We start from the raw sequence: 25,486 nt of genomic DNA, 5'->3' as shown, positions 1-25,486 counted from the left end.
TATAATGAGTGAGTCAGGGGTGAAATTATGTTAGAGAGTACAAAACAATGGATGTTAACGAATCCGAGTCAGACACCTCAATTCGATCTACACATCTCCCCCGTTATTAAACGGATGTTAGCTAAACGAGGTATACATACTCAAGAAGAAGCAGAAGCTTTTTTGTATCTTAATCTGAATGATTTGCATGATCCGTTTTTATTTAATGATATGGAGAAAGTAGTTAAGCGAATTAATTTAGCAATTGATCGTGAAGAAAAGATTTTAATATACGGAGATTATGATGCTGATGGAGTAACATCCACGGCAGTTTTAGTTCATACTTTACGCTCAATGGGAGCCTTGGTAGATTATTACATTCCCAATCGCTTTACAGAAGGTTATGGACCAAATGAGGCAGCTTTTCGAGAAGTGAAAGAAGCGGGTGGTTCATTAATTATAACGGTTGATAATGGTATTGCTGCCCCATATGAAGCTAAAATTGCCAAGGAAATTGGCATTGATCTTATCATTACTGACCACCACGAGGAACAAGATGAACTTCCTGATGCATATGGAATTATCCATCCTCGTTTAGCACCAGATTATCCCTTTAATGATTTAGCTGGTGTAGGTGTTGCTTTTAAACTTGCACATGCTCTTTTAGGAGAACTACCTAAGCATTTACTTGGTTTAGTTGCGATTGGAACGGTGGCAGATTTAGTTCCTTTAAAAGGAGAAAACCGAGTATTTGTTAAACATGGTTTATCAATATTATCCAATTCTGAACACCCAGGGATTAATGCACTTAAGAAAATTGGAAAAATCGATCAAGGGATGACAACTGACCACATCGGTTTTATTATTGGTCCACGACTAAATGCAGTAGGTCGTTTGCAAGATGCTTCTCTTGCTGTTGATCTCTTATTAGAAGAAGATGAGATTCTAGCAGAGGATATAGCCTTAGAAATTGATCAATTAAATCAAGAACGTCAACAAATTGTAAAAAAACTAGCGGATGAAGCTATTAAAGAGATCGAAGCATATCATCGTGATGACTACGTGTTTGTTTTAGCAAAAGAGGGTTGGAACCCGGGAGTATTAGGGATAGTTGCTTCAAGAATAGTCAATAAGTATTATCGCCCAACCATTGTGTTAGGAATAGATGAACAACAGGGAATCGCCAAAGGTAGTGGAAGAAGTATTCCAGCCTATGACTTGTTCAAGCAAGGAATGGAAGTTAATGACCTTTTCTTGCAGTTTGGTGGACACGCACAAGCTGCGGGTATGACGGTTGAAATTGATCAAATTGATGAATTACGTCGTCAGCTCAATGAACAGGCAAAAGATAAATTACAGCCAGATGACTTCATTCCAACTTTGTCTATAGAAGATGAGGTAGATTGGAGTGAGGTAGATCTTAATTTTCCTAATGAAATTCAGTTGTTGGCACCATTTGGAATGGGTAACGAAAAGCCTGTATTCCAAGTCAATGATATTCAACTAAAAGAAATAAGAAAAATAGGAGCCAACCAAAACCATATTAAGTTAAAAGGAAATAAAGGCGATGAATCCATCGAAATGATTGGCTTTAAACTTGGTCATTTAGCGGACCAACTGTCACCAGGAGTACTTGTCGATGCTGTCGGTGAAATTGAAATAAATGAGTGGAATGGCCATCGTAAACTACAAATAAAACTCCAGGACTTACGTTGCAATGAATGGCAATTGTTTGATTGCAGAGGGCAAAAGTTAGTTAATCAGATTGTGGAGAAATTGCCAAACGATGAAACATTAGTTGTTTATACGAATGAACAACCGTCCATTAAATCTGTTGAAATTCACCAATATAATCAACTTCAAGAGGATATAGTGAAGGATATAAAACACTTGGTGTGTGTAGATTTACCGGAGAGATTAACTGATTTTGAAAAGTTACTAAATATAGGATCGTTTACATCTATTTATTTATGCTATCAGAATCAATCACAACAACTTTTCTCACCTATGCCGAATCGAGAGGATTTTAAAATCCTTTATAGCACTTTAAAAAAGCATCAAGTCATTAAAGAACAACAGAAAAAACAGTTAGCACAGGCAAAAAATTGGACTATTGATTGTTTAGACTTTATGTTACAAGTGTTTTTTGAATTAAACTTTGTTAAAATAAACCATGGTGAAATTATTTTTCAAGATAATGTTGAATTTAAACCACTTAACCAATCCATCACTTATCAAAGAAAGCATGAGTTAATGAAGGTTGAGGAAACACTTTATTACTCTTCATATACCGAATTAAAAGAATGGATCGGAAGCAGATTAAGTGTAAGTCTGCAATCGAAGGAAGGGGAAGTTGTACATGGATTATAAGCAGTATATAACAATAGTTGAAGATTGGCCTAAAAAAGGAATACGATTTAAAGACATTACGACGTTAATGGATAATGGACCAGCTTTTAAATCAGCTGTCGATGAAATTGTGCAATATGCTAAAGATATAAATGTGGATGTTATTGTTGGCCCAGAGGCAAGAGGTTTTATTGTAGGGTGTCCGGTGTCCTACGCGTTAGAAGTTGGATTTGCACCAGTTCGTAAAGAAGGAAAGTTACCAAGAGAAACGATTAAGGTAGAATATGGGCTAGAGTACGGTAACGATGCTTTAACTATTCATAAAGATGCTATAAAGCCTGGTCAGCGTGTGTTGTTTACAGATGACCTATTAGCAACAGGTGGAACGGTGGAAGCGACAATTGATTTAGTCGAGCAACTTGGTGGTGAAGTAGTCGGTTGTGCTTTCTTAATCGAATTAAGCTATTTAAACGGTCGAGAAAAGTTAAAAGATTATGATATACTATCATTAATGGAGTATTAACATGATATGGCTGACCTTAATAAAGGGTCAGCCAATGTTTTATTTTAATAAGCAGAAAATAAGTCAAATATCTTTACAATTTTCAATAAATTATTAATAATGTTTAAAAGATACTGAAAATGAACACCCAGGTGATGTTATGGCTAAGCATGAAACAAAGACAATTGAACAAGTTTTAGAAGAGGCTAGTCGTTATTTAAATGAAGAGCATACGACGTTTCTTAGGCTTGCTTATGAATATGCAAAGGAAGCACATAAAGGACAGGTGCGTAAATCGGGTGAGGATTACATTGTCCACCCAGTTCAGGTTGCTAGCATATTAGTAGAGTTAGAGATGGACCCTGCAACCATTGCTAGTGGGTTTTTACACGATGTGATTGAAGACACTGGAATAACGTTTGATGATTTATCAGAAGAGTTTGGAGAAGAAGTAGCATCACTTGTTGAAGGTGTGACCAAGCTTGGTAAGATTAAATATAAATCAAAAGAGGAACAACAGGCCGAAAATCACCGTAAAATGTTCATTGCCATGGCAAAGGATATTCGTGTTATCTTAATTAAACTCGCTGACAGGTTGCATAATATTCGTACACTCGATCATTTACCAGAGCACAAACAAAGACGGATCGCTAATGAAACGTTAGAAATTTTCGCTCCATTAGCTCATCGATTAGGTATTTCTACCATTAAGTGGGAATTAGAAGATATATCACTCAGATATTTAAATCCACAGCAATATTATCGCATTGTTAACTTAATGAAACAGAAACGTGATGAACGAGTTTACTATATTGAGAAGGTTATTGATGAAATTAATGATCAATTAAATGATGTTAATATCTCAGCAGAAATATCTGGACGACCTAAACATATTTACAGCATTTATCGTAAAATGGTTCATCAAAAGAAGGACTTTAATGAAATTTATGATTTGTTAGCTGTACGAGTAATTGTAAAAAGTATTAAAGAGTGCTATGCCGTTTTAGGGATCATTCATACATGTTGGAAGCCAATGCCGGGTCGTTTTAAAGATTATATTGCGATGCCAAAACCGAACCTTTATCAGTCTTTGCATACGACGGTTATTGGACCTAAAGGGGATCCTTTAGAGGTCCAAATTAGAACTCAAGACATGCATGAGATTGCAGAGTATGGTATCGCAGCACATTGGGCCTATAAAGAAGGCAAAGGAGCTAATAATCAGGAGAACATGTCTAAGCAATTAGCGTGGTTCAGAGAGATCCTTGAGTGGCAAAGTGAAACCAACGATGCAGAAGAATTCATGGAATCACTAAAAGTCGATTTCTTCTCCGATATGGTTTACGTATTTACACCTAATGGGGATGTGATGGAATTACCTAGTGGCTCTGTCCCACTCGATTTTGCTTATCGAATTCACACAGAGGTCGGTAATAAAACAGTTGGAGCAAAAGTTAATGGTAAAATTGAACCACTTGATTATAAACTAAAAACGGGTGACATTATTGAGATATTAACCTCTAAGCATTCTTATGGACCTTCAGAAGATTGGTTGAAGATCACCCAGACATCACAGGCCAAAAATAAAATTAAGCAGTTCTTTAAAAAGCAACGCCGTGAAGAGAATGTTGAACGTGGCCGTGAGATGATTGAAAAAGAACTAAAAAATATGGATCTGTCACCTAAAGAGGTATTAGTCGATGAAAATATTGAAAATGCATTGGGTCGTTTCCATTTAAATACTTTAGAAGACCTCTATGCTGCTGTTGGATACCAAGGGATTACAGCGCAACAAGCGGCTAATCGTCTGGCGGAGAAAATAATTCAAAAAGAGCGTGCAGTTGATCTAGAGGACTCAATTAAAGAGGTTCAGCAAGAAGTGGAGACGAGACGTAAAAAATCTCGTGGTGTTGGTGTTAATGTAAAAGGGATCGATAATTTAATGATCCGTCTATCAAAATGCTGCAACCCTGTTCCTGGTGATGAAATTATTGGTTTTATAACTAAGGGTCGTGGTGTTTCTGTCCACAGAGAAGACTGTCCTAACATTCAGCATGAAGATGATACTCGATTAATCGAGGTTGAGTGGGAAACAGGACATCAACAACGCAAAAATTACAGTGTTGATCTTGAAATTTCAGGGTTTGATCGTAACGGTTTATTGAACGAGATCTTACAAGTTGTTAATGAGTCTAACACCGATATCGTTGCTGTGACAGGTAAATCTGATAAGAATAAAATGGCGACGATTAATCTAACGATTTTGATTCATAATGTTGATCATTTAAGACGTATCGTTGAACGAATCAAACATATTAGTGACGTATTTACCGTGCAAAGAACAATACAGTAAGGGGATTTTTATGAAAGCAGTCATACAACGAGTTACTGAAGGTTCAGTAGAAGTTGAGGGCCAAACAACGGGTTCTATTAAAGATGGACTTGTCGTCTTACTCGGTGTTACTCATGATGACACTGAAGAAGATTTAAAGTATATCGCTGATAAAGTAACGAATCTTCGCATTTTTTCTGATGAAGAGGGCAAGATGAATTTATCGATCAAAGATATAAAGGGAAAGATTTTATCGATTTCTCAATTTACTTTATATGGCGATAGTCGAAAAGGTAGACGGCCAAATTTTATGAATGCAGCCAAACCAGATCAAGCTAATCAACTTTATGAACAATTCAATGAGTATGTCGAGTTATTAGGAGTACCAGTTGAAACAGGTGCGTTTGGCGAACATATGAAGGTCTCATTATTAAATGATGGGCCGGTTACATTGATTTTGGATTCTAAAGAATGAAAAAGGCTTGACATTTTCGTTAACGATATATATGATGATTTAAACATTAATGTGTAATTATAGTCTTAAACAATTTCATATTCAAAACCGATGAAGGAAAAAGTAGCAGAATGAGGACAATTACAGAGAAGGTTTATCCTAGGCTGAAAATAAACCTATTCGTTCCATCTGTGAAAGACATTCCCGAGGTGTGGTACCGAACGCGAAACAAACTAGTAGGTATCCATCGCTTATAGCGTTATCTTAATGAAGTGAAAGCGTGACTATTTATCATGCTTTAATCAGGGTGGCAACACGGGAAGAGTCTCGTCCCTATCAAGAAATTGATAGGGGCGTTTTTTATTGTTTAACAAAAAATAATAGTGCCATCGCAAAAGTATAACTGAGTCCTAGAAAACAGAAGATCTAATAAGGAGGTTGACCATGAATATTAACGTTCCACGTGGTACAGAAGATTTATTACCGGAGGATACACAGAAATGGCATGTCATAGAAGAGAGGTTAAAACAATTAGCAGAGCTTTATAATTATCAAGAAATCCGAACGCCTATATTTGAAAGGACAGAGCTGTTTCAACGTGGTGTAGGAGATACAACGGACATTGTCCAAAAAGAAATGTACACTTTTAGTGATCGAGGCGACAGAAGCTTAACATTAAGACCTGAAGGAACTGCATCTGTTGCAAGAGCTTATGTTCAACACAAACTACATGGTTCAGAGCATCAACCTAACAAGCTTTACTATTTAGGGCCTATGTTTCGTTATGAACGACCACAACAAGGACGAACTAGACAATTCACACAATTTGGCATTGAGGCTATTGGAAGTGATGATCCTGCTGTTGATGCAGAAGTTCTTGCTTTTGCGATGGAGTGTTATCAAACACTTGGATTGAAATCATTAAAACTAGTCATTAACAGTCTTGGTGACAAAGAGAGTAGAGAAGCACACCGTCAGGCTTTAATTGACCATTTCAAGCCACACGAAGAGGAGTTGTGTACAGATTGTCAAAATCGCTTAGAACAAAATCCACTTCGTTTATTGGATTGTAAAGTCGATCAGGATCACCCAACGATGCAAAATGCACCATCAATTTTGGACTATCTAAATGATTATTCTCTTAATTATTTTGAGGAAGTTAAAAAGCATTTAGATCAGATGAATATTCCATTTGTAGTTGATGAGACTTTAGTGCGGGGGCTCGATTATTATACACATACCGCTTTTGAAATTATGAGTGAGGCTGAAGGTTTTGGCTCCATTACCACATTATCTGGTGGAGGACGTTATAATGGATTAATTCAAGACCTTGGTGGACCCGAAAAATCAGGAATTGGTTTTGCTTTAAGTATTGAGAGGTTACTAATGGCCTTAGATGCTGAAGGTGTGACATTAGACACCCAGCAAGGAATTGATTGTTATGTGATTACAATGGGGGAAGAAGCGAAATACACTGCTTCCAAACTTGTTTATGAATTAAGAAAAGCTGGAATAAAAACTGATCAGGACTATCTTGATAAGAAGATGAAAGCACAATTTAAAGCAGCAGATCGCTACAAAGCCAATTATGCAGTTATTATTGGTGAGGAAGAAGTACAATCTGGTGTTGTTAATATTAAAAGTCTAGACGATGGAAATCAAAAGTCTGTGTCATTATCAGATATTGTGCAAGAGATCAAGTCAACTATTTAAGGAGGGTCATCATGAAGCGTAATCATTGTGGACATATATCAACCGAATTAGTCGATGAAAAGGTATTATTAAAGGGATGGGTGCAAAGGCGCCGTGATTTAGGTGGGCTAATCTTTATAGATTTACGAGACCGATCTGGAATCGTCCAAACTGTTTTTAGTCCAGAACATAATCAAGAGGCTTTGCAAACTGCCGAGAAACTACGCAGTGAGTTTGTCGTTGAGATTAAAGGATCGGTTAAAAAAAGAGATAGTGAGACGATCAACGACAAAATGAAAACTGGAGAAGTGGAAGTATTAGTTGATGAAGTAACAGTTATTAACCAGTCCAAAGCCTTACCAATCAAAGTCGATGAACATAAAGATTTAACTGAAGAAACTCGGTTAAAGTACCGTTATCTAGATTTAAGACGACAGCCGATGCAGGAGACGTTAATCTTAAGACATCAAACTACTCAGGCGATTAGAAGCTACTTAAACACAAATGGTTTCTTAGAAATGGAAACGCCAATTTTAACCAAGAGTACACCAGAAGGCGCGCGCGATTATTTAGTACCAAGTCGTGTTCATCCTGGTGAATTTTATGCTCTACCTCAATCACCACAGCTATTTAAACAGTTACTTATGGTGTCAGGGTTTGAAAAATACTATCAAATTACACGTTGTTTCCGTGATGAGGACTTGCGCGCAGACCGACAGCCCGAGTTTACACAGGTTGATATCGAAACATCCTTCTTGTCACAAGAAGAGATCATGAGAATGACTGAAGAGATGTTGAAATCAGTGGTTCAAGAAGTAAAAGGTGTTGAGATTCCTGTACCGTTCCCTCGTCTTACTTACACTGAAGCGATGGAACGTTTTGGTTCAGATAAGCCTGATACTCGTTTTGGCCTGGAATTAGTTAATATGAGTGAACTGTTTAAAGATAGTGGGTTCAAAGTCTTTAAACAGGCAGTAGAATCCGGTGGAAAAGTCAGCGCAATTAATGTTAAGGATTCAGCGAATAATTTCTCACGAAAAGATATCGACCAGTTAACTGAATACGTCTCTGTTTATGGTGCGAAAGGCTTAGCTTGGATGAAAGTTGATGAGAATGGTTTAACTGGCCCAATTGCGAAGTTCTTTGAAGAAGAAGAACAGCAAGCCATTAAACGTGAACTAACAGCAGAAACGAATGACTTATTATTATTTGTAGCTGACCAACCAGGTGTGGTTGCAGACAGTCTAGGTGCTCTTAGATTAAAGTTAGGAAAAGAGTTAGGGTTAATTGACGACTCGAAATTTAACTTCTTATGGGTGACGGATTGGCCATTATTTGAATATGATGAAGACGAAGGTCGCTATCATGCAGCACACCATCCATTTACGATGCCACAAACAGAAGATATCGATCAGCTAAATAGTGATCCGGGTTCTGTAAAAGCACAAGCTTATGACGTCGTTTTGAATGGGTATGAATTAGGTGGTGGATCCTTACGTATTTATCAAAAGAATATGCAAGAAAAGATGTTCAAAGCGCTTGGCTTTACTAAGGAAGAAGCAGAAGAACAATTTGGATTTTTACTTGAAGCATTAGAGTTTGGTGCACCACCACATGGAGGTATTGCATTAGGGTTTGACCGTTTAGTGATGTTATTAGCCGGAAAATCAAACCTTCGTGATACAATTGCTTTTCCTAAGACTGCATCAGCTTCTGATTTATTAACTGAAGCACCAGCAAGTGTTGATCAAAAGCAGTTAGAGGAGCTTTATCTAAAGCAAATTCCTAAGAAAAGTGAGTAAGAATAAATGGATTTTTAGTTAATTTATGACCATTGACCTAATGAAATTTACTTGAAACTAACGAGATAACATGCTATTATTTAAATACAAAATTACAAAGCAACTTTATCTTATCAATCCTAATGTGTACGTCGATTCCTCATATGTTTTGACCGAACACTTATATAAAAGGGAGTCTGTAGTTTCCATATTGCGTAAATGCCTTTTTTAAGGACTTACAAAAAGATATGGAACAGGACACCCACCTGCCTTGAGCGGGTTCAAAACAACACGGATAGACGGCACAATTGGGATTGATACATAACAAAAAGGTTATTTCCATTCTTGGAAATAACCTTTTCTTTGTTTATTTAGCAATCTGTTCTAAATTACCGTTCTTCTCCATCTTAAAAGAAGGAGCAGAGACTTCTTCTTCATCAAAAACCATCATTTTTCTAGCTCGATCCATAATGTTGATGAATGTCTGATAATCTTCTTGTAAGCTATTGTATTGTTTTGTGAGCTGATCCACTTGCTCTTTTAAATCTTCATTGTCTTCTTTTAATCGTTCATTCTCCTGTTTAAGAGCTTCAACCTCACTGTTCATCTGTGTATTCTCTTGATTAATATTTTTTAATTGCTTTAGTTGATGAATAATAGAATCTATAGATGGATCTTGTCTCTCTGAACCAGCAGCCATTGGTAGATTTTGCTGAGCGACTTTTGTCTTAGTTTGATATGATGATGATTTCTGTTGTTGTTGTGATCTCTTGCGCTGCTTACGCTGTCTTTTGGCTAAATCTACTGCTTTTTCATAGTTTTTTCTTACTTCAGCATTCCATCTAAAACCACATGCAGCTGCTGTACGATTTAGCTGATCACCAACTTCTTCAAATGCGTTTAACTGTGTACTTCCCTCTCTTATATGGCGTAATACCGTCTCAGCAAGTAGTAAATCATCTTCATGAGACCATGCATCTTGCCTAACCTTTACCATACACTATTCATCCTTTCTATTTTGAAATTTGTTTGTTTGACGATTTAGAATGTTTGTCAGAATTAGGAATCTCTAAGGGTTAATTGATAGTTTCCTATTTCTATCATGCGCAAGAAGATTTATTTATATACATGGATTCGTTATGATTATTCGTAAAAAAGGATGAGAATATAGTAAAATAATAATCAGTTCGACAAAATAAAGGGGTTTGATCTATGTTTTTTAAAGAGCCTTTAGCGTATAGAATGCGACCTGAAGTCATTGAAGAAGTTATTGGACAAGATGACGTCATTGGACGTGATACACCATTATATAAAATGATTCAACAAGGACATGTACCTTCAATGATTTTATATGGTCCACCCGGAACAGGTAAAACTTCATTAGCATATGCTATTTCTGGTACAACCAATAAAGACTTTTATGCCATCAATGCAACCACATCTAGTAAGAAAGATATTGAAGAAATTACAGCCAAGGCGAAAGTAAGTGAGGGTGCTATTTTGTTTATAGACGAAATTCACCGCTTTAATAAAAGTCAACAAGATTATTTATTAAAAGCTTTAGAGGAAGGTGTCATTACCTTAATTGGAGCAACAACTGAAAATCCGTTCCACAGTGTGAATAATGCTATTCGCTCGAGATGTGGCCAGATCAAGCAATTGTCTTTATTGTCATCAAGTGCCGTATTACAATTGTTGAATAAAACTCTTGAAGATGAGATGAAAGGGTTAGGTCATATAAGGGTTGAGATTGATAATAAGCTACTGGAACAAATCGCTTCAGTGACTGGCGATGCCAGAACCGCATTAACCTTATTAGAAGATATTGTCTATGCTTCAGATCAAGATGAGAATGAGGTCTTTCATGTTAAACCAGAGACAGTTGAGTATTGTATAAAAAATAAAGGCTTCACCCACGACAAAAAAGGTGATATTTATTATAATTTACTATCAGGTTTTCAAAAGAGTATTAGAGGCAGTGATGTCAATGCAGCATTACACTACCTTGCCAGATTATTAGCAGGTGGCGATTTGGAGGCAATTACTAGAAGGTTATTAGTTATTGCCTATGAAGATATAGGGTTAGCTAACCCTGCTTTATGCTCTCGAGTATTACCTGCTGTTGAGTCAGTTGAAAGGCTAGGGCTGCCTGAAGCAAGAATACCATTATCAGTCATTACAGTGGAATTATGCTTATCTCCTAAATCTAATACTGCATACAAAGCTCTTGATAAAGCGATTCAACATGTACAAAAGGGAATTACAGATGAAATCCCAGATCATTTAAAGGATGCTCATTATAGTGGTGCTAATCAGTTAGGTCACGGGATTAACTATAAATATCCTCATAACTATCCAAATGGTTGGGTCTATCAGGAGTATTTGCCACAATCACTTAAAAATGCATCTTATTATCAACCGAAAGAAGTTGGTGAGGAGAAAAGATATGCACAAATTTATGAAAAGCTTCGCAATTTACAGTTGCAAGGGAGAAAAGAGCAAGAGTAGCTCTATGTTCAATTTATGGCTTATCATGCTATAATTATCGTTGGTTTTTTGATCCATGTTATAATAAATTCAAAAGTCGCCTTAGTTGTAGAAGGAGGAACATCGTTTTGAAGATATCAACTAAAGGTCGTTATGGGTTAACGATCATGATTGCATTAGCTAAAAACTATGGCAACGCACCGTTACCCTTAAAAACGATTGCTAATGATTATAATTTATCTGAGCATTATTTAGAACAATTAATTGCCCCCTTACGTAATGAGGGGCTAGTGAAGAGTGTGCGAGGGGCAAAAGGTGGATATTTATTAACAAGAGAACCCAAACTAATCACAGCAGCCGATATTATTCGTACCCTAGAAGGACCTATTCGTCCAGTCGAAGAAATGGATGATGAAGAACCAGCCAAGCGAGAATTATGGAAAAGAATTCGAGACGCAGTTAAGGATGTGTTAGATACGACAACCCTTCAAGACTTATCTAACTACGATGATTCGAATTACCAAGAAGAACATATGTTTTATATTTAAAGTAGGTGAAAGGAAATGAAACACATCTATATCGATCATGCAGCGACTACTCCGATTCATGAAGAAGTACAACAGGCAATGACCGAGGCGATGAAAACCCAGTTTGGTAACCCATCAAGTATCCATCAATTCGGTCGGGAAAGTCGTAAGCAATTAGATGATGCTAGGACAACGATAGCTAAAAGCATTCATGCTGATTTCCCTTCAATTATTTTTACAAGTGGAGGTACAGAAGCGAATAATTTAGCGATCTTTGGAACGGCTTATGCTTATCAAGAACAAGGTAAACATATTATTACGACTCAAATTGAACATCATGCGGTGCTTCACCCATGTGAGGAACTAGAAGAAAACGGTTTTGAAGTGTCGTATTTACCTGTTGATGAAACAGGTCGAATCTCAGTTACTGATTTGAAAAATGCATTGAGAGATGACACGATATTAGTAACGGTGATGATGGTTAATAACGAAACAGGTATTAGGCAGCCAATTGAGGAAATCGGCCAGGAATTAAAGGATCATCAATCCATCTTTCATACCGATGCGGTACAAGCATTAGGTGTGGAAGCAATTGATGTGGAAGCTTTACAGGTTGATTTACTATCAGCATCATCTCATAAGATTTACGGACCAAAAGGAATCGGATTTTTATATAAACGCGAAGATATTCATTTAAAGCAGTTAGTTTATGGTGGCGAACAAGAGCGTAAGTGGCGCTCGGGTACAGAAAACACGTTATCAATCGTTGGGTTTAAACGCGCGATTGAACTTGTCTTGGGAGAAAGAGAACAGCGTTTATCACATTATCGTCTCTTGTCAAAAACCTTGTTAGAGGAATTAACCCAACAAGGGGTTGATTTTTCCGTTAACGGCAATGAACCATATAGAACACCAAACATTCTAAATATAAGTTTTCCGGGTACTGATGTTGAGATGTTTCTAACTAATTTGGATTTATCAGGTATCGCCGTTTCGTCTGGATCTGCTTGTACAGCGGGCTCGATTGACCCTTCTCATGTGTTGAAGGCGATGTACGGTTCTGATGATGAACGACTTCGTAATTCTATTCGATTCAGCTTTGGTATGGACAACACTGAAGAAGAAATGAAATTAGTCGCAGAACGGATCAAATCAATTGTAGACCGTTTAACTAATTTATAATCTAGGGATAACAATATTTACCTAAAAACAAGATTCATGGGTAACCAAATCAAGTGTAAGACAATTAATAGAAGGTGGTGAAATCATGGAAGATCGCTCAAACATTAGAGTAGTTGTTGGGATGTCTGGTGGTGTTGACTCATCAGTGACAGCTTTATTATTAAAGCAACAAGGCTATGATGTTGTTGGAATCTTTATGAAAAACTGGGACGATACAGATGAATTTGGTGTTTGTACTGCAACGCAAGATTATGAGGATGTTGCACGTGTTTGCAATCAGTTAGATATTCCTTACTACTCAGTTAACTTTGAGAAACAGTATTGGGATAAAGTTTTCCAGTACTTTTTAGATGAATATAAAGCAGGTCGAACACCGAATCCTGACGTCATGTGTAATAAAGAAATTAAATTTAAGGCGTTTTTAGATCATGCTATGGGCTTAGGGGCAGATTATTTAGCTACTGGCCACTATGCTCGTGTGCGTGAGCAAGATGGTCAGATAGAAATGTTGCGTGGAGTAGATGACAATAAGGACCAAACGTATTTCTTGAATCAAATTCCGAAAGAAATTCTTCCTAAAATTTTGTTTCCATTAGGTGAAATCAATAAAAAAGAAGTAAGGGAAATTGCAGAGAAGCACGATTTAGCAACAGCTAAGAAAAAAGATAGTACAGGTATTTGTTTTATTGGAGAAAGGAATTTTAAAGAATTTTTAAGTGAGTATTTACCAGCTCAACCAGGCAACATGGAAACCTTAGACGGTGAAGTGAAGGGCAGACACGATGGACTTATGTACTATACGATCGGCCAAAGACAAGGACTAGGTATTGGTGGTGCCGGTGATCCGTGGTTTGTTGTCGGTAAAAACCTAAAGGATAACATCTTATATGTTGAACAAGGGTTTGATCATGAAGCACTTTATTCAGATGAATTACATGCTGTTGACGTAAATTGGTTAGTTGACAGAGACTTATCAGAACCCATTAAATGTACGGCTAAATTTAGATACCGTCAACAAGATAGTGGAGTGACTGTTCACGTTCAAGATGATGGTTCGGTAAATGTTATTTTCGATGAGTCTCAGCGTGCTATTACTCCTGGACAAGCGGTTGTTTTTTATGATGGTGAAGTTTGTCTAGGTGGTGGAACGATTGAAACAGCCTATAAAAACCAACAAGCATTGACTTATTTAGGCTAGTTTTTAAGAAAAGTCAGCACAAATAGTGGTGGCTTTTTCTTCTGTTTTTGTCGAAAATATATGAGCCATTTAGGAAGGGGAGTCAGCTAAGATGAGTGAGTTACAAAAGGGAATTGAATACATGCAGGAGCATAAGTTTGAGGAAGCAGCTCAAGCTTTTAATAATTACATTGAAGAAAATCCAGAAGACCCAGTAGGATATATCAACTTCGCTAATCTTTTGGTACACTTAAATGAATATGATAGTGCTGAGCGATTTTATCGTAAATCTTTAGATTTAGAAGAAACACCAGCTGCTCATTATGGATTGGGTAATCTTTATTTTGAACAAGATCAATTTGCCGAAGCTACTAAACAGTTTCAAGAGGCGATGAAACAAGGTCTTGATGATCAGGATCTTTATTTTATGCTGGGTATGTCATTATTGAATCAGGAAATGCCAAAGCTGGCATTACCTTATATGCAAAGAGCCAGTGAGATCAGTCCTAAAGATGTCGACATTCAGTTTCAATACGGGTTAACACTAGCGTATGCCAACATGATTGATCAGGCCTTGGAGCAGATGAATAAGGTTTTATCATTAGATGATCATCATAGCGATGCATATTATAATAAGGGTGTTTGTTATTTATATCAAGAGAAGCCCAACGATGCTTTAGTACAATTTGAACAGGCGTTAGCTATTCAGCCGGATCATTTATTAGCGGGGAACGGAAAGAAACAAGTGGAACAGTTATTGAGAGATCAAGATTCATAAGGGAGAAGCCACATGATGGAAGAAAGAAGTTTTGCAAAGGCTCAATTAAACCATATGATTTTTCATAACTCTGAGGCGCAATTTTCGATTGCGTCTGTTTCTGTTTATGAAACCGATTTAGACCTTGATGAGGAAGAGTTAGTGGTGAAGGGTCATTTTCCACCTTTAACTCATGGCAATGACTATATCTTTTACGGCACCATTCAAAATCATCCTAAGTTTGGTGAACAATTAAATGTCTTTACATATGAAAAAGAGTTACCTAAAACAGAAGAAAGCTTAATTAAATATTTATCCAGTGATTTATTTTACGGAATTGGTAAGAAAACAGCTGAGAGAATTGTCCATACACTAGGAATTGATGCTATTGACCAAATATTAAAAGACACTACAAAACTTGACCAAGTACAAGGGATTAAGCCAGAAACTAAAAAGCAGTTAGTAGCTGATTTAAGAATTCACCAAGGGTTTGAGCAAGTTACTTTAGAGCTTGCTAAATATGGAGTTGGTTTACAGTTAGCTCAAAAGATCTATGATGTGTATCAAGAAAATACCATTAGTCAGCTGCATGAAAATCCTTATCAATTTGTTTTTGATGTGGAAGGTTTTGGCTTTCAGCGAGCTGATGAAATTGCTGAGTCGATGGGAATTAAGGATGACCATCCAACGCGAGTAAAGGCTGGAGTCTTGCATGTATTAGAAAAAGAATCACTAAATGGTCATGTATTTGTTGAAGAGCATGTCTTATTAACCCAACTAAATGGTTTGCTTTACCAGGGGGCACAGGTGGAAGACCAAGATTCATTAGTACAGCATCTTCAATCTTTAATCGAAGAGGATTTAGTTGTACAAGAGCAGAGTCGAGTTTATTTACCCCATCTATACTATGCAGAAGAAGGCGTAGCATCGCAATTAACAAGGATACTCGAAATGGAAGAAGAACAGTCTTTCAATGAAAGTGAATTGTTAAAGGTAATTGGTGAAATTGAAGAACAAGAGGGCATTGCATACGGCGAAGAGCAATATGAAGCTGTTAAAAAAGCATTAACCGAGAAAGTGATGTTACTTACTGGTGGTCCAGGAACGGGGAAAACAACGGTTGTCAAAGGAATTATTCATTGTTATGAAACATTATTTAACCAAGGAAAGGCTAAACACACATCGGATTATATTTTAGCTGCTCCAACAGGTCGCGCAGCAAAAAGACTATCCGAATCAACCGGTCTAAAGGCTAAAACCATCCATAGTTTATTGGGATGGTCAGGTGAGGAACATTTTGAGTACCATTCAGGTAATCAGCTTAAAGGAAAATTAATGATTGTAGATGAATTTTCCATGGTCGATATCTGGCTAGCCAATAGCTTATTAAAAGCAATTCCGAGTGAAATGAAGGTGATTTTTGTTGGCGATGAAGACCAATTACCTTCAGTTGGCCCTGGTCAAGTCCTTGCCGATTTATTAAAATCGAACATTGTCCCGGTTTGTCAGTTATCGGAAATTTACCGACAAAAAAATGATTCGTATATCGTTAAGTTGGCCCATGATATAAAAAATGATCAAATCCCCCTTAAGTCAGTGGGGAAAAAGGATGACTTTAATTTTATTGAAACCACCACCGATCATACACTTCATACGATTAAACAAATCGTTGAAAAGGCTATAAATAAAGGATATTCACAGCGCGATATACAAGTGTTAGCGCCAATGTATAAAACCCAAGTAGGAATCCATCAGCTAAATGAAACGTTACAAAACATATTTAATCCAAAAGTGGAAGGGAAAAGAGAACTACAACACTTCCAGTATACTTATCGTACGGGGGATAAAGTAATTCAGTTAGTGAATCAACCTGAAAAGGACGTATTTAACGGTGATATTGGTGAAATTATTGCCATAAAAGGGTCTAAGGAAACCGAATCTAAAAAAGAGGAAATGGTGATTGACTTTGACGGATTAGAAGTATCCTATACTAAGCAGGATTTTAATCAAATCATGTTAGCTTATGCTATTTCTATCCATAAGTCGCAAGGTAGTGAATTTCCTATTGTCGTGCTCCCGGTTGTAAGACCTTTTAAACGGATGTTAGTTAAAAATCTGATTTATACAGCCATTACCCGTGGTAAGTCTTCTTTAATCATTTGTGGTGAGTATGATGTATTTTTAGAAGGAATGCAAAAGCAACAAGTATTCGATCGAAATACCAGCTTAGTTGAACGAATCCAGGCTTTTAATCAAGCAACACCATCAGAAAGTAAACATGAGACAACAAATGAGGAAGATATTTCTCCTTATGATTTTATGTGAAGCGTGTAAACTAAAAATGTTCATACCTTAGTGGTATAGAACACGGATGAATCGGACAAGATGTAGGCAAAAAAGAAAAGAGGGGTTTGTATGAATTGCCCAAATTGCCATACATCCAATGTCGGTAAAATAGGTGACCAACATTATTATTGTTGGGACTGTTTTATTGAGTTGACCATAGAAGATGGCCAATTGCACGTGCATGAAGTACAAGAGGATGGAACGGTTTCCTCTTTAGATGACCTGTTTTCGGAGTAGTATGATTTTAGGCGAAGTTGACCTTTCTTACAAAGGTGGAATTTAGTGAAAGTATTTGAAAAGGCGTTTGTTAACATCTAGAGTGTCAGTGAAGGTTGGTGATCAACTTTGAACCGAGTTATCTCAACAGGAGTCATGGGAGCAGCAGCCCTCTATCTAATGCGCAACAGAGGTGGAGGTATTTTAAGTAGACGAAACGGGTTAGTAAAACAACTTAGAAAATCAGGTCGTCGCTTAAGAAGACGAGTATTCTAGTGCTCTAACTTGACTGAGGCTGGGACAATACTAAGTGAAACGTATTCGATTATAACACTGCTGTCCCAGCCTCGTTACATAATGATCTTGATTGACATAATGATTACCGTTTTCTATAATAACCACATGAATACAAATATTTAATTAGAATGATGAATAAATCTATGATGGATCGAGTAGATGACAGTCCCACTTAAAGAGAGGCATTTTTTTAGCTGAGAGAAATGCTAAGTGAAGGGTCATCGAAGCTAATCCTGAGAGCGGCTAATCCCCGACGTTACACCACGTTACGGTGACATTGAGTTGATAGGTTTTACCTATAATTAGGGTGGTACCGCGGAATTAACCGTCCCTACATGTAAATGTAGGGGCGGTTTTTTAATTTGTCGTTAATCTAAAGGAGGAAGACTCATGAAACAGCTACAATCACATGAAGTAAGACAGATGTTTTTAGATTTCTTTAAGGAAAAAAACCATAGCATTGAACCTAGTCGGTCTTTAGTACCACAAGACGACCCTACTTTATTATGGATCAATAGTGGGGTCGCGACCTTAAAGAAATATTTTGACGGACGTATTATTCCTGATAACCCGAGAATAGTTAATGCTCAAAAATCAATCCGTACGAATGACATTGAGAATGTAGGTTTCACAGCAAGACACCACACATTTTTTGAGATGTTAGGGAATTTCTCTATTGGTGATTATTTTAAAGAAGAAGCGATTGTGTGGGCTTGGGAGTTTTTAACGAGTGATCGTTGGCTTGGGTTTGATGAGGAAAAATTATCTGTCACCGTTCATCCAGAAGATGAAGAGGCGTATGAAATCTGGTTACATCAAGTAGGCATTCCTGCTGAACGTATTATTCGCATTGAAGAGAACTTTTGGGATATTGGTGAAGGACCAAGTGGGCCAAATACGGAAATATTTTATGATCGTGGAGAAAAATATGGCAATGACCCAAATGATCCTGAATTATACCCTGGAGGAGAAAACGAACGTTACTTAGAAATTTGGAATTTAGTATTCTCACAGTTTAATCACAATCCAGATGATACTTATACTCCTTTACCAAAGAAGAATATAGATACGGGTATGGGGCTTGAACGTGTGGTATCTGTCATTCAGGATACCCCGACGAATTTTGAGACAGATTTATTTAAACCCATTATTAAACATACTGAAGAATTATCTGGGAAAACATATGGAAAGTCTGTCAAAGAAGATTCCGCATTTAAGGTTGTTGCAGACCATGTCAGAACCGTTGCGTTTGCAATCGCAGATGGAGCTTTGCCTTCTAATGAAGGAAGAGGGTATGTGTTAAGGAGGTTGCTACGTAGGGCGATTCGCTTTGCAAAGGACCTAAATATTAATGAACCCTTCATGTATCGATTAGTTGATGATGTAGCTGAAATTATGAATGAATTTTACCCAAATGTTTATGAAAAGAAAGACTTTATTAAAAGCGTGATGGAAAAAGAAGAAGAACGTTTCCATGAAACCTTACAAGAAGGACTTGCGATTTTAGAGAAGGTCATGCAGGTTGAAAAAGATAAGGGGAGCAATGTATTCCCTGGTGAGGAAGTCTTTACTCTTTATGATACTTATGGGTTTCCAAAAGAATTAACAGAAGAATATATTCAGGCTGAGGGCTTTACAATTGATGAAGAAGGCTTTGAAAAAGAAATGAAAAAGCAGCGAGATCGTGCACGTGAAGCAAGACAGAAAGTTGATTCAATGCAAATTCAAGATGAGGTTCTCCAGACGATAACACAAGAAAGTAAATTTATTGGATACGATCAACTACAAGCAAATTCCAAATTAGAAGTCATCGTCCACAACCAAGAGAAAGTTACACAAATCTCACAAGGTGATGTAGCAACCATTGTTCTTAGTGAAACACCGTTTTATGCTGAGAGTGGTGGACAAGTCGCTGATAAAGGAACAATTGAAACAGAATCTGGTAAAGCCATGGTAACAGATGTTCAAAAAGGTCCTAATGGTCAACATCTTCATCAAGTTGAAGTTGAAGAAGGAAATTTAGCAGTTCAGCAACTAGCTAATGCAACAGTTATTAGAAATGAGCGACAACAAACAATTAAGAACCACTCAGCCACTCACTTGTTACATCAAGCTTTAAAAGATGTTTTAGGGGACCACGTCAACCAGGCTGGCTCATTAGTTGCACCTGACCGTTTGCGTTTTGATTTCACGCATTTCAACGCAGTTACCGAAGAAGAAATAAATGAAATTGAAACCATTGTTAATCAGAAGGTTTGGGCATCGATTCCAGTTACAGTTGAACATAAAACCTTAGAAGAAGCTAAAGAGATGGGGGCTATGGCTCTATTTGATGAAAAATATGGTGAGAGTGTAAGAGTTGTTTCTATTGGCGATTATAGTATTGAACTGTGCGGTGGCTGTCATGTGATGAACACAGCTGAAATTGGTTTATTTAAAATCGTACAAGAAACAGGTATCGGTGCAGGAACCAGAAGAATTGAAGCATATACTGGCCCTAGCGCTTATGAATATTACCAAGGTCGCGAACAATTATTAATCGATTCTGCCAATTTGCTTAAAACCACACCTGAGCAAGTGACGAATCGAATTGAGTCCTTATTTGAAGAAATTAAAGGCTTACAAAGAGAAAACGATTCCTTATCAGCTAAACTTGCTAATTACGAATCCGCCAATATTTTAGATCAACTAGAAACTATTGATGGGGTCCCATTATTGGCTCAAAAAGTTTCTGTTAGTGATATGAATGCGTTAAGAAATATGGTAGATGAACTTAAGCAAAAATTGAATTCAGGTATTATATTGTTAGCTATGGAGAATGATGGTAAGGTACAATTAGCTTCAGGCGTATCAAAGGATTTAAATGAAAAAGGTTTTCATGCTGGTCATCTAATCAAAGAAGCTGCTATTCGTTGTGGCGGTGGTGGCGGTGGCCGTCCTGATATGGCACAAGCAGGAGGGAAACAGCCAGAAAATATTGATGCAGCATTAGCTTCTGCAAAAGAATATATTAAAACTGTTTTAACTTCATAGCTTTTACGTTTATAATGATGTTAAAGTGGTATGAGGGGGATTTATTGATGACAAATGATCACACAATGAAATTTCAGTTTTCAGACGACTCTCAAGAGCAGTTAGTTAATGAAATACTGCATACAGTTTATCAGTCACTAGAAGAGAAAGGTTATAACCCAATTAACCAGATTGTCGGTTATTTACTATCGGGTGACCCTGCTTATATCCCTCGTCATAATGATGCACGAAACTTAATTACAAGAGTCGAAAGAGACGAAATTATCGAAGAGGTCGTTAAATATTATTTGAAAGCGAATAAAGAGGAACATAGATGAAAATATTAGGATTAGATGTTGGTCAAAAAACTATAGGTGTAGCTATTTCAGATGCACTTCATTTTACTGCTCAAGGGATTGAAACGATTAAGTGGGATGAAGAAGATTATTCTACGATCAATAATCGTTTTGCCGAATTAATTTCCCAATATGAAGTGAGTAAGATTGTCGTTGGTTTGCCTAAAAATATGAATGGAACAATTGGTGAGCGTGGAGAGGCATCAGAAAGATTTGCGCAATACTTAGAGGAGCAATTTGAATTACCAGTCGTCCTATGGGATGAACGGTTAACAACTATGGCTGCTGAGCGAGTCTTAATTGATGCTGATATGAGTCGTAAGAAACGCAAGAAGGTTATTGATAAGATGGCGGCGGTCATGATTTTACAAAGTTACCTTGATGCAAAACGGTAAAGGAGGGGTTACCATGAGTGAAAAAGAACGAATTATCATCCCAGATGAGTCAGGAGAAGAACATTTATTTGATGTTTTATTTACATTTGATGCAGATCATACAGAGAAATCTTACTTAGTAGCTGTCCCTGCTGAACAAGCAGAGGAGGAAGAGGTAGAGGTATTTGCTTTTCGTTATGAAGAGACGAATGAGGACGAAGATGACTTAACACTTTATCAGATTGATACAGAAGAAGAGTGGGAAATGGTCGAAGAAATGTTAGCTACCTTCACTGAGGAAGAAGAAATCGAATAATTTGTTGATAGCATCAAATAGGGGACTGTTCCAAAGTCATGAAAGGTGACGGATTGGAACGGTCCTCTTTTCTTTTGGTCGACTTTCCTAAATAATTTATAGGTAAAGATAGAAAATTATCGAATTTTATTTTATACTTTAAAATGGTAGCTGAATTGGTTAAGAATAGGGGGATGTACGTTGCCATCCAACGAACATAACGATCAAATGAAACAAGAACGAATTAAAGAGGCTAGCTTAGCAAGAAAGATTATTCTCATTGTATTATTAGTATTTATAATCCTAATATCAATAGGTGGATATTCTGTTTACAATTATATCAAAACAGGTTTAAGCCCGGTTGACCCTGAAGACAATGAAATTATAAATGTTGAAATTCCAATGGGCTCAGGTGTAGGTGATATTGGAGAAATACTGGAGGAGAATGAAGTAATTAGCAACGGTAGTATTTTTCGTTACTATGTTGCTTTTAAAAATGAGTCTGGTTTCCAAGCTGGTGAGTATCAGTTTTCAAAAAGTATGGAAATAGATGAAATTATCGAGTCATTAAAAACGGGTGTTATTTTAGTTGATCCACTATTTACGGTGACTATACCAGAAGGATCTAATATTGAAACAATCGCTGAAATTATTGGAGAGAACACATCTGTTGATGAGGATGAATTTTTAGACCATATGACTGATGAAGAATATATTGAGTCCTTAATTGAGCTTTATCCAAATCTATTGTCAAAAGATATTTTAGATGAAGATATCCGTTATCCTCTAGAAGGGTATTTATACGCGATCACTTACCCATTCTATAGTGAGGATCAAACGGTAAATGAAATAGTTGAAATGATGCTACAACAAACACAAAATCAAATTTATGCTTACATTGATCAAATGACTGAGCAAGGGCTTTCCATCCATGAAGCGATAACAATGGCCTCTCTGATAGAAATGGAGGCTGTTGAAGAAGAGGATCGTCATATGATCTCAGGTGTGTTTTATAATCGCATAGAAGAGAACATGCCTTTACAAACAGATCCGACAGTACTATATGCAATGGGAGAGCATAAGGATCGGGTGTTATGGGATGATTTGGAGTATGAACATCCGTTTAACACATATCTCAATGAAGGGTTACCACCTGGCCCAATCTCTAACATCCATCAGAATGCTATGGAAGCAGCCCTATACCCAACAGAGCATGATTATTTGTATTTTGTGGCTTCATATGAAGGTGACGTTCATTATGCTGAAACTTATGCAGAGCATGAAGAGAACATTGAGGAGTACCGCCCATCTAGGGAGGAATAATTAACAATTGAACAAGAATAGAGGGGGTGCGTAAATCATTCGCATTCCCATCTTTTTTTGTGGTAGAATGACCTCGTTATAAAGGTTGTTTATCATAGGAACCATAAAGGAGTATCATCATGGAGCAAACCAAACAGTATATTCAATCGTTATACAAAGATCAGGACGAATTATTAACTGAGATGGAGCAATATGCCGCCAACCAACAAGTACCGATTATGGAGAAGGACGGAATCGAGTTTTTAAAACAAATTATCCGGATTCATAGGCCTAAGAAAATTATAGAAATTGGAGCGGCTATAGGTTATTCAGCGATTCAAATGGCTAAAAGTGATTCGAATGTGATCATACAGACTGTTGAACGTGATGAGAAACGTTATCATGATGCAATAAGCTTTGTAAAAAAAGCCAACCTTGACCATCGAATTGAAGTGAATTATAACGATGCAGTAGTATGGTTAGAAGAAACAAAACCATCATCTGTTGACCTTGTTTTTATTGACGCAGCAAAAGGTGAATATCAAAAATATGTTGAAGTGGTTCATCCGTTTCTTAAGTCTGGGGGATTAATCATCGTTGACAATGTCCTGTTCAAAGGATATGTTTCTAAAGCAGTACAGGAAAATAAACGATGGGTTAAAATAGGTGAGAAAATAGCCACTTTTAATGAATGGTTATTTAGCCATCCACAGTATGAAACGACGATGATCGAAACTGGTGATGGTATAGCAATTGCTTTGAAGAAATAATTGAATAGTTTACTTAGATTAAGCATAATGGGAAGGGAGTAGTCATAAATTGAATGACAAACCAATCATCATTGGAGTGGCTGGTGGGACAGGCTCAGGCAAAACAACAGTCACAAGAAGTATTTGTGATCAATTTCAAAATACTTCAATACTAATGATCGAACAAGACTCTTACTACAAAGATCAATCTCATCTACCTTTTGAAGAAAGGTTAGGAACAAATTATGATCATCCTTTAGCGTTTGATAACGATTTATTAATTGACCATTTGAAAAAATTGTCTAACCGGCAAACGATTAAAAAACCGGTTTATAATTATGAATTGCATACGCGATCTAATGAATCAATTTTAGTAGAACCAAAAGATGTTATCATTTTAGAAGGAATTTTAGTGTTAGAGGACGAAAGATTACGTAATATGATGGATATAAAAGTTTTTGTTGATACGGATGCCGATATACGTATCATTAGACGAATGATGCGTGATATCAAGGAAAGAGGCAGAACGTTAGAATCTGTCATGGAACAATATATTAATGTGGTGCGCCCTATGCATTTACAATTTGTTGAACCTGCCAAAAGGTATGCTGATATCATTATTCCAGAAGGTGGACAGAATCACGTCGCAATTGATTTGCTTTCTACGAAAATTAAAAGTATCATTGAGAAAAAACAAATCTGAATGAAAATGTAGAAACTTATAGCATAACATACAGAGATCAATAAAGGAGTGTATAAGTCATGGCAGAAGAAAAAAGCTACTATATGACTGAAGAGGGGAAACAGAAATTACAAGACGAATTAGAGGAGTTAAAAACCGTTAGACGTCCTGAGGTAGTTGAACGGATTAAAGTTGCCAGAAGTTTTGGAGATCTATCCGAAAACTCTGAGTATGACGCAGCGAAAGATGAGCAAGCTTTTGTTGAGTCACGCATCTCTCAACTAGAAAACATGATTCGCTACGCGGTTATTATTGAGAATGATGAAGACAATAATGAAGTGGTTCAGCTTGGTAAAACAGTCAAATTTGTTGAACTTCCAGAAGGTGATGAAGAAGAATATCAAATTGTTGGTAGTGCAGAAGCTGATCCTTTTGAAGGAAGAATCTCAAATGATTCACCTATGGCCAAAAGCTTGTTAGGTAAAAAGGTTGGCGATAAAGTCATGGTTCAAACACCAGGTGGGGAATTTGAAGTTGAGATTGTTGAAGTTAAGTAACCCGTTTAAGGATTAATCCTACACAACAAAGTGTAGGATTTTTCTAAAGACAGGTATAATGGTTATGTAAAGGGGGAGACG

The 25,486-nt window shown here is 36.9% G+C and carries 23 protein-coding genes, 1 other RNA gene and 2 other annotated features; of the genes, 23 read left to right on the top strand and 1 reads right to left on the bottom strand.

All coding sequences use genetic code 11. The features are described 5' to 3' along the window. The first annotated feature begins 27 nt into the window (after positions 1-27). The 7 genes from recJ (at position 28) to ssrS (ending at position 9,408) form a co-directional block, all read left to right on the top strand. The gene (gene recJ, locus HWQ49_RS03985; protein ID WP_188206259.1) at positions 28-2,349 is read left to right on the top strand and encodes a single-stranded-DNA-specific exonuclease RecJ; all 2,322 of its coding nucleotides are present in this window, start codon (positions 28-30) and stop codon (positions 2,347-2,349) included. Further along, positions 2,339-2,851 carry an adenine phosphoribosyltransferase gene (locus HWQ49_RS03980; protein ID WP_188206258.1) on the top strand — a complete coding sequence of 171 codons (513 nt, stop codon included), beginning with the start codon at positions 2,339-2,341 and terminating at the stop codon, positions 2,849-2,851. Before recJ ends, HWQ49_RS03980 begins: the two co-directional genes overlap by 11 nt. Before the next feature lie 139 nt (positions 2,852-2,990). Then, complete coding sequence (locus HWQ49_RS03975) at positions 2,991-5,183, top strand: RelA/SpoT family protein (protein ID WP_188206257.1); 2,193 nt, start codon at positions 2,991-2,993, stop codon at positions 5,181-5,183. Between the two features lie 10 nt (positions 5,184-5,193). Beyond that, positions 5,194-5,637 (top strand): D-aminoacyl-tRNA deacylase, encoded by a 444-nt coding sequence (gene dtd / locus HWQ49_RS03970; protein WP_188206256.1) that lies wholly within the window; start codon positions 5,194-5,196, stop codon positions 5,635-5,637. 81 nt (positions 5,638-5,718) lie between these two features. Then, positions 5,719-5,954, top strand: a binding site (T-box leader). A gap of 106 nt (positions 5,955-6,060) precedes the next feature. Further along, entirely contained in the window at positions 6,061-7,329 is a 1,269-nt protein-coding gene (gene hisS, locus HWQ49_RS03965; RefSeq protein ID WP_188206255.1) for a histidine--tRNA ligase, read from the top strand. A gap of 11 nt (positions 7,330-7,340) precedes the next feature. Beyond that, positions 7,341-9,110: an aspartate--tRNA ligase gene (gene aspS / locus HWQ49_RS03960; protein WP_188206254.1), complete on the top strand. Its 1,770-nt coding sequence runs from the start codon at positions 7,341-7,343 to the stop codon at positions 9,108-9,110. Positions 9,111-9,223: 113 nt separating this feature from the next. Next, positions 9,224-9,408: non-coding RNA, 6S RNA (gene ssrS / locus HWQ49_RS03955), on the top strand. 48 nt (positions 9,409-9,456) lie between these two features. On the opposite strand, the gene HWQ49_RS03950 is transcribed toward ssrS, so the two are convergent. Next, entirely contained in the window at positions 9,457-10,086 is a 630-nt protein-coding gene (locus HWQ49_RS03950; protein ID WP_188206253.1) for an RsfA family transcriptional regulator, read from the bottom strand. Positions 10,087-10,301: 215 nt separating this feature from the next. Here HWQ49_RS03950 and HWQ49_RS03945 point away from each other — a divergent pair, with 215 nt between their 5' ends. The 16 genes from HWQ49_RS03945 to greA all read left to right on the top strand — a co-directional run bounded on the left by HWQ49_RS03945 (position 10,302) and on the right by greA (position 25,405). After that, positions 10,302-11,597 (top strand): replication-associated recombination protein A, encoded by a 1,296-nt coding sequence (locus tag HWQ49_RS03945; RefSeq protein ID WP_188206252.1) that lies wholly within the window; start codon positions 10,302-10,304, stop codon positions 11,595-11,597. A 107-nt stretch (positions 11,598-11,704) separates the two neighbouring features. Then, positions 11,705-12,124 (top strand): cysteine metabolism transcriptional regulator CymR, encoded by a 420-nt coding sequence (gene cymR, locus HWQ49_RS03940; RefSeq protein ID WP_188206251.1) that lies wholly within the window; start codon positions 11,705-11,707, stop codon positions 12,122-12,124. Between the two features lie 15 nt (positions 12,125-12,139). Then, entirely contained in the window at positions 12,140-13,285 is a 1,146-nt protein-coding gene (locus HWQ49_RS03935) for a cysteine desulfurase family protein (RefSeq protein ID WP_188206250.1), read from the top strand. Between the two features lie 85 nt (positions 13,286-13,370). Beyond that, positions 13,371-14,483: a tRNA 2-thiouridine(34) synthase MnmA gene (gene mnmA / locus HWQ49_RS03930; RefSeq protein WP_188206249.1), complete on the top strand. Its 1,113-nt coding sequence runs from the start codon at positions 13,371-13,373 to the stop codon at positions 14,481-14,483. 91 nt (positions 14,484-14,574) lie between these two features. Then, positions 14,575-15,240 (top strand): tetratricopeptide repeat protein, encoded by a 666-nt coding sequence (locus tag HWQ49_RS03925; protein WP_188206248.1) that lies wholly within the window; start codon positions 14,575-14,577, stop codon positions 15,238-15,240. A 12-nt stretch (positions 15,241-15,252) separates the two neighbouring features. Continuing rightward, entirely contained in the window at positions 15,253-17,544 is a 2,292-nt protein-coding gene (gene recD2 / locus HWQ49_RS03920; RefSeq protein WP_223154984.1) for an SF1B family DNA helicase RecD2, read from the top strand. A 90-nt stretch (positions 17,545-17,634) separates the two neighbouring features. Next, complete coding sequence (locus HWQ49_RS03915; protein WP_188206247.1) at positions 17,635-17,802, top strand: hypothetical protein; 168 nt, start codon at positions 17,635-17,637, stop codon at positions 17,800-17,802. A 108-nt stretch (positions 17,803-17,910) separates the two neighbouring features. Next, positions 17,911-18,057, top strand: coding sequence for a hypothetical protein (locus tag HWQ49_RS03910; RefSeq protein WP_188206246.1), 147 nt, complete (start codon positions 17,911-17,913; stop codon positions 18,055-18,057). A 155-nt stretch (positions 18,058-18,212) separates the two neighbouring features. Further along, positions 18,213-18,414: a binding site (T-box leader), on the top strand. Positions 18,415-18,468: 54 nt separating this feature from the next. Beyond that, positions 18,469-21,111 (top strand): alanine--tRNA ligase, encoded by a 2,643-nt coding sequence (gene alaS, locus HWQ49_RS03905; RefSeq protein WP_188206245.1) that lies wholly within the window; start codon positions 18,469-18,471, stop codon positions 21,109-21,111. Between the two features lie 47 nt (positions 21,112-21,158). Next, positions 21,159-21,428 (top strand): IreB family regulatory phosphoprotein, encoded by a 270-nt coding sequence (locus HWQ49_RS03900; RefSeq protein ID WP_188206244.1) that lies wholly within the window; start codon positions 21,159-21,161, stop codon positions 21,426-21,428. Next, positions 21,425-21,841: a Holliday junction resolvase RuvX gene (ruvX, locus tag HWQ49_RS03895; protein WP_188206243.1), complete on the top strand. Its 417-nt coding sequence runs from the start codon at positions 21,425-21,427 to the stop codon at positions 21,839-21,841. Before HWQ49_RS03900 ends, ruvX begins: the two co-directional genes overlap by 4 nt. A 13-nt stretch (positions 21,842-21,854) precedes the next feature. Then, positions 21,855-22,136 (top strand): DUF1292 domain-containing protein, encoded by a 282-nt coding sequence (locus tag HWQ49_RS03890; RefSeq protein WP_188206242.1) that lies wholly within the window; start codon positions 21,855-21,857, stop codon positions 22,134-22,136. Between the two features lie 180 nt (positions 22,137-22,316). After that, the gene (gene mltG / locus HWQ49_RS03885; RefSeq protein WP_223154980.1) at positions 22,317-23,438 is read left to right on the top strand and encodes an endolytic transglycosylase MltG; all 1,122 of its coding nucleotides are present in this window, start codon (positions 22,317-22,319) and stop codon (positions 23,436-23,438) included. A gap of 119 nt (positions 23,439-23,557) precedes the next feature. After that, positions 23,558-24,187 (top strand): O-methyltransferase, encoded by a 630-nt coding sequence (locus HWQ49_RS03880; RefSeq protein ID WP_188206241.1) that lies wholly within the window; start codon positions 23,558-23,560, stop codon positions 24,185-24,187. Between the two features lie 49 nt (positions 24,188-24,236). Then, positions 24,237-24,869 carry a uridine kinase gene (udk, locus tag HWQ49_RS03875; RefSeq protein ID WP_188206240.1) on the top strand — a complete coding sequence of 211 codons (633 nt, stop codon included), beginning with the start codon at positions 24,237-24,239 and terminating at the stop codon, positions 24,867-24,869. Between the two features lie 59 nt (positions 24,870-24,928). Then, complete coding sequence (greA, locus tag HWQ49_RS03870; protein ID WP_188206239.1) at positions 24,929-25,405, top strand: transcription elongation factor GreA; 477 nt, start codon at positions 24,929-24,931, stop codon at positions 25,403-25,405. The last annotated feature ends 81 nt before the right edge of the window (positions 25,406-25,486 follow it).

The sequence above is a fragment of the Alkalibacillus aidingensis genome (genome assembly GCF_014595945.1).
GTDB lineage: Bacteria > Bacillota > Bacilli > Bacillales > Alkalibacillaceae > Alkalibacillus > Alkalibacillus aidingensis.
This window is presented reverse-complemented; position numbering and strand designations above follow the sequence as displayed.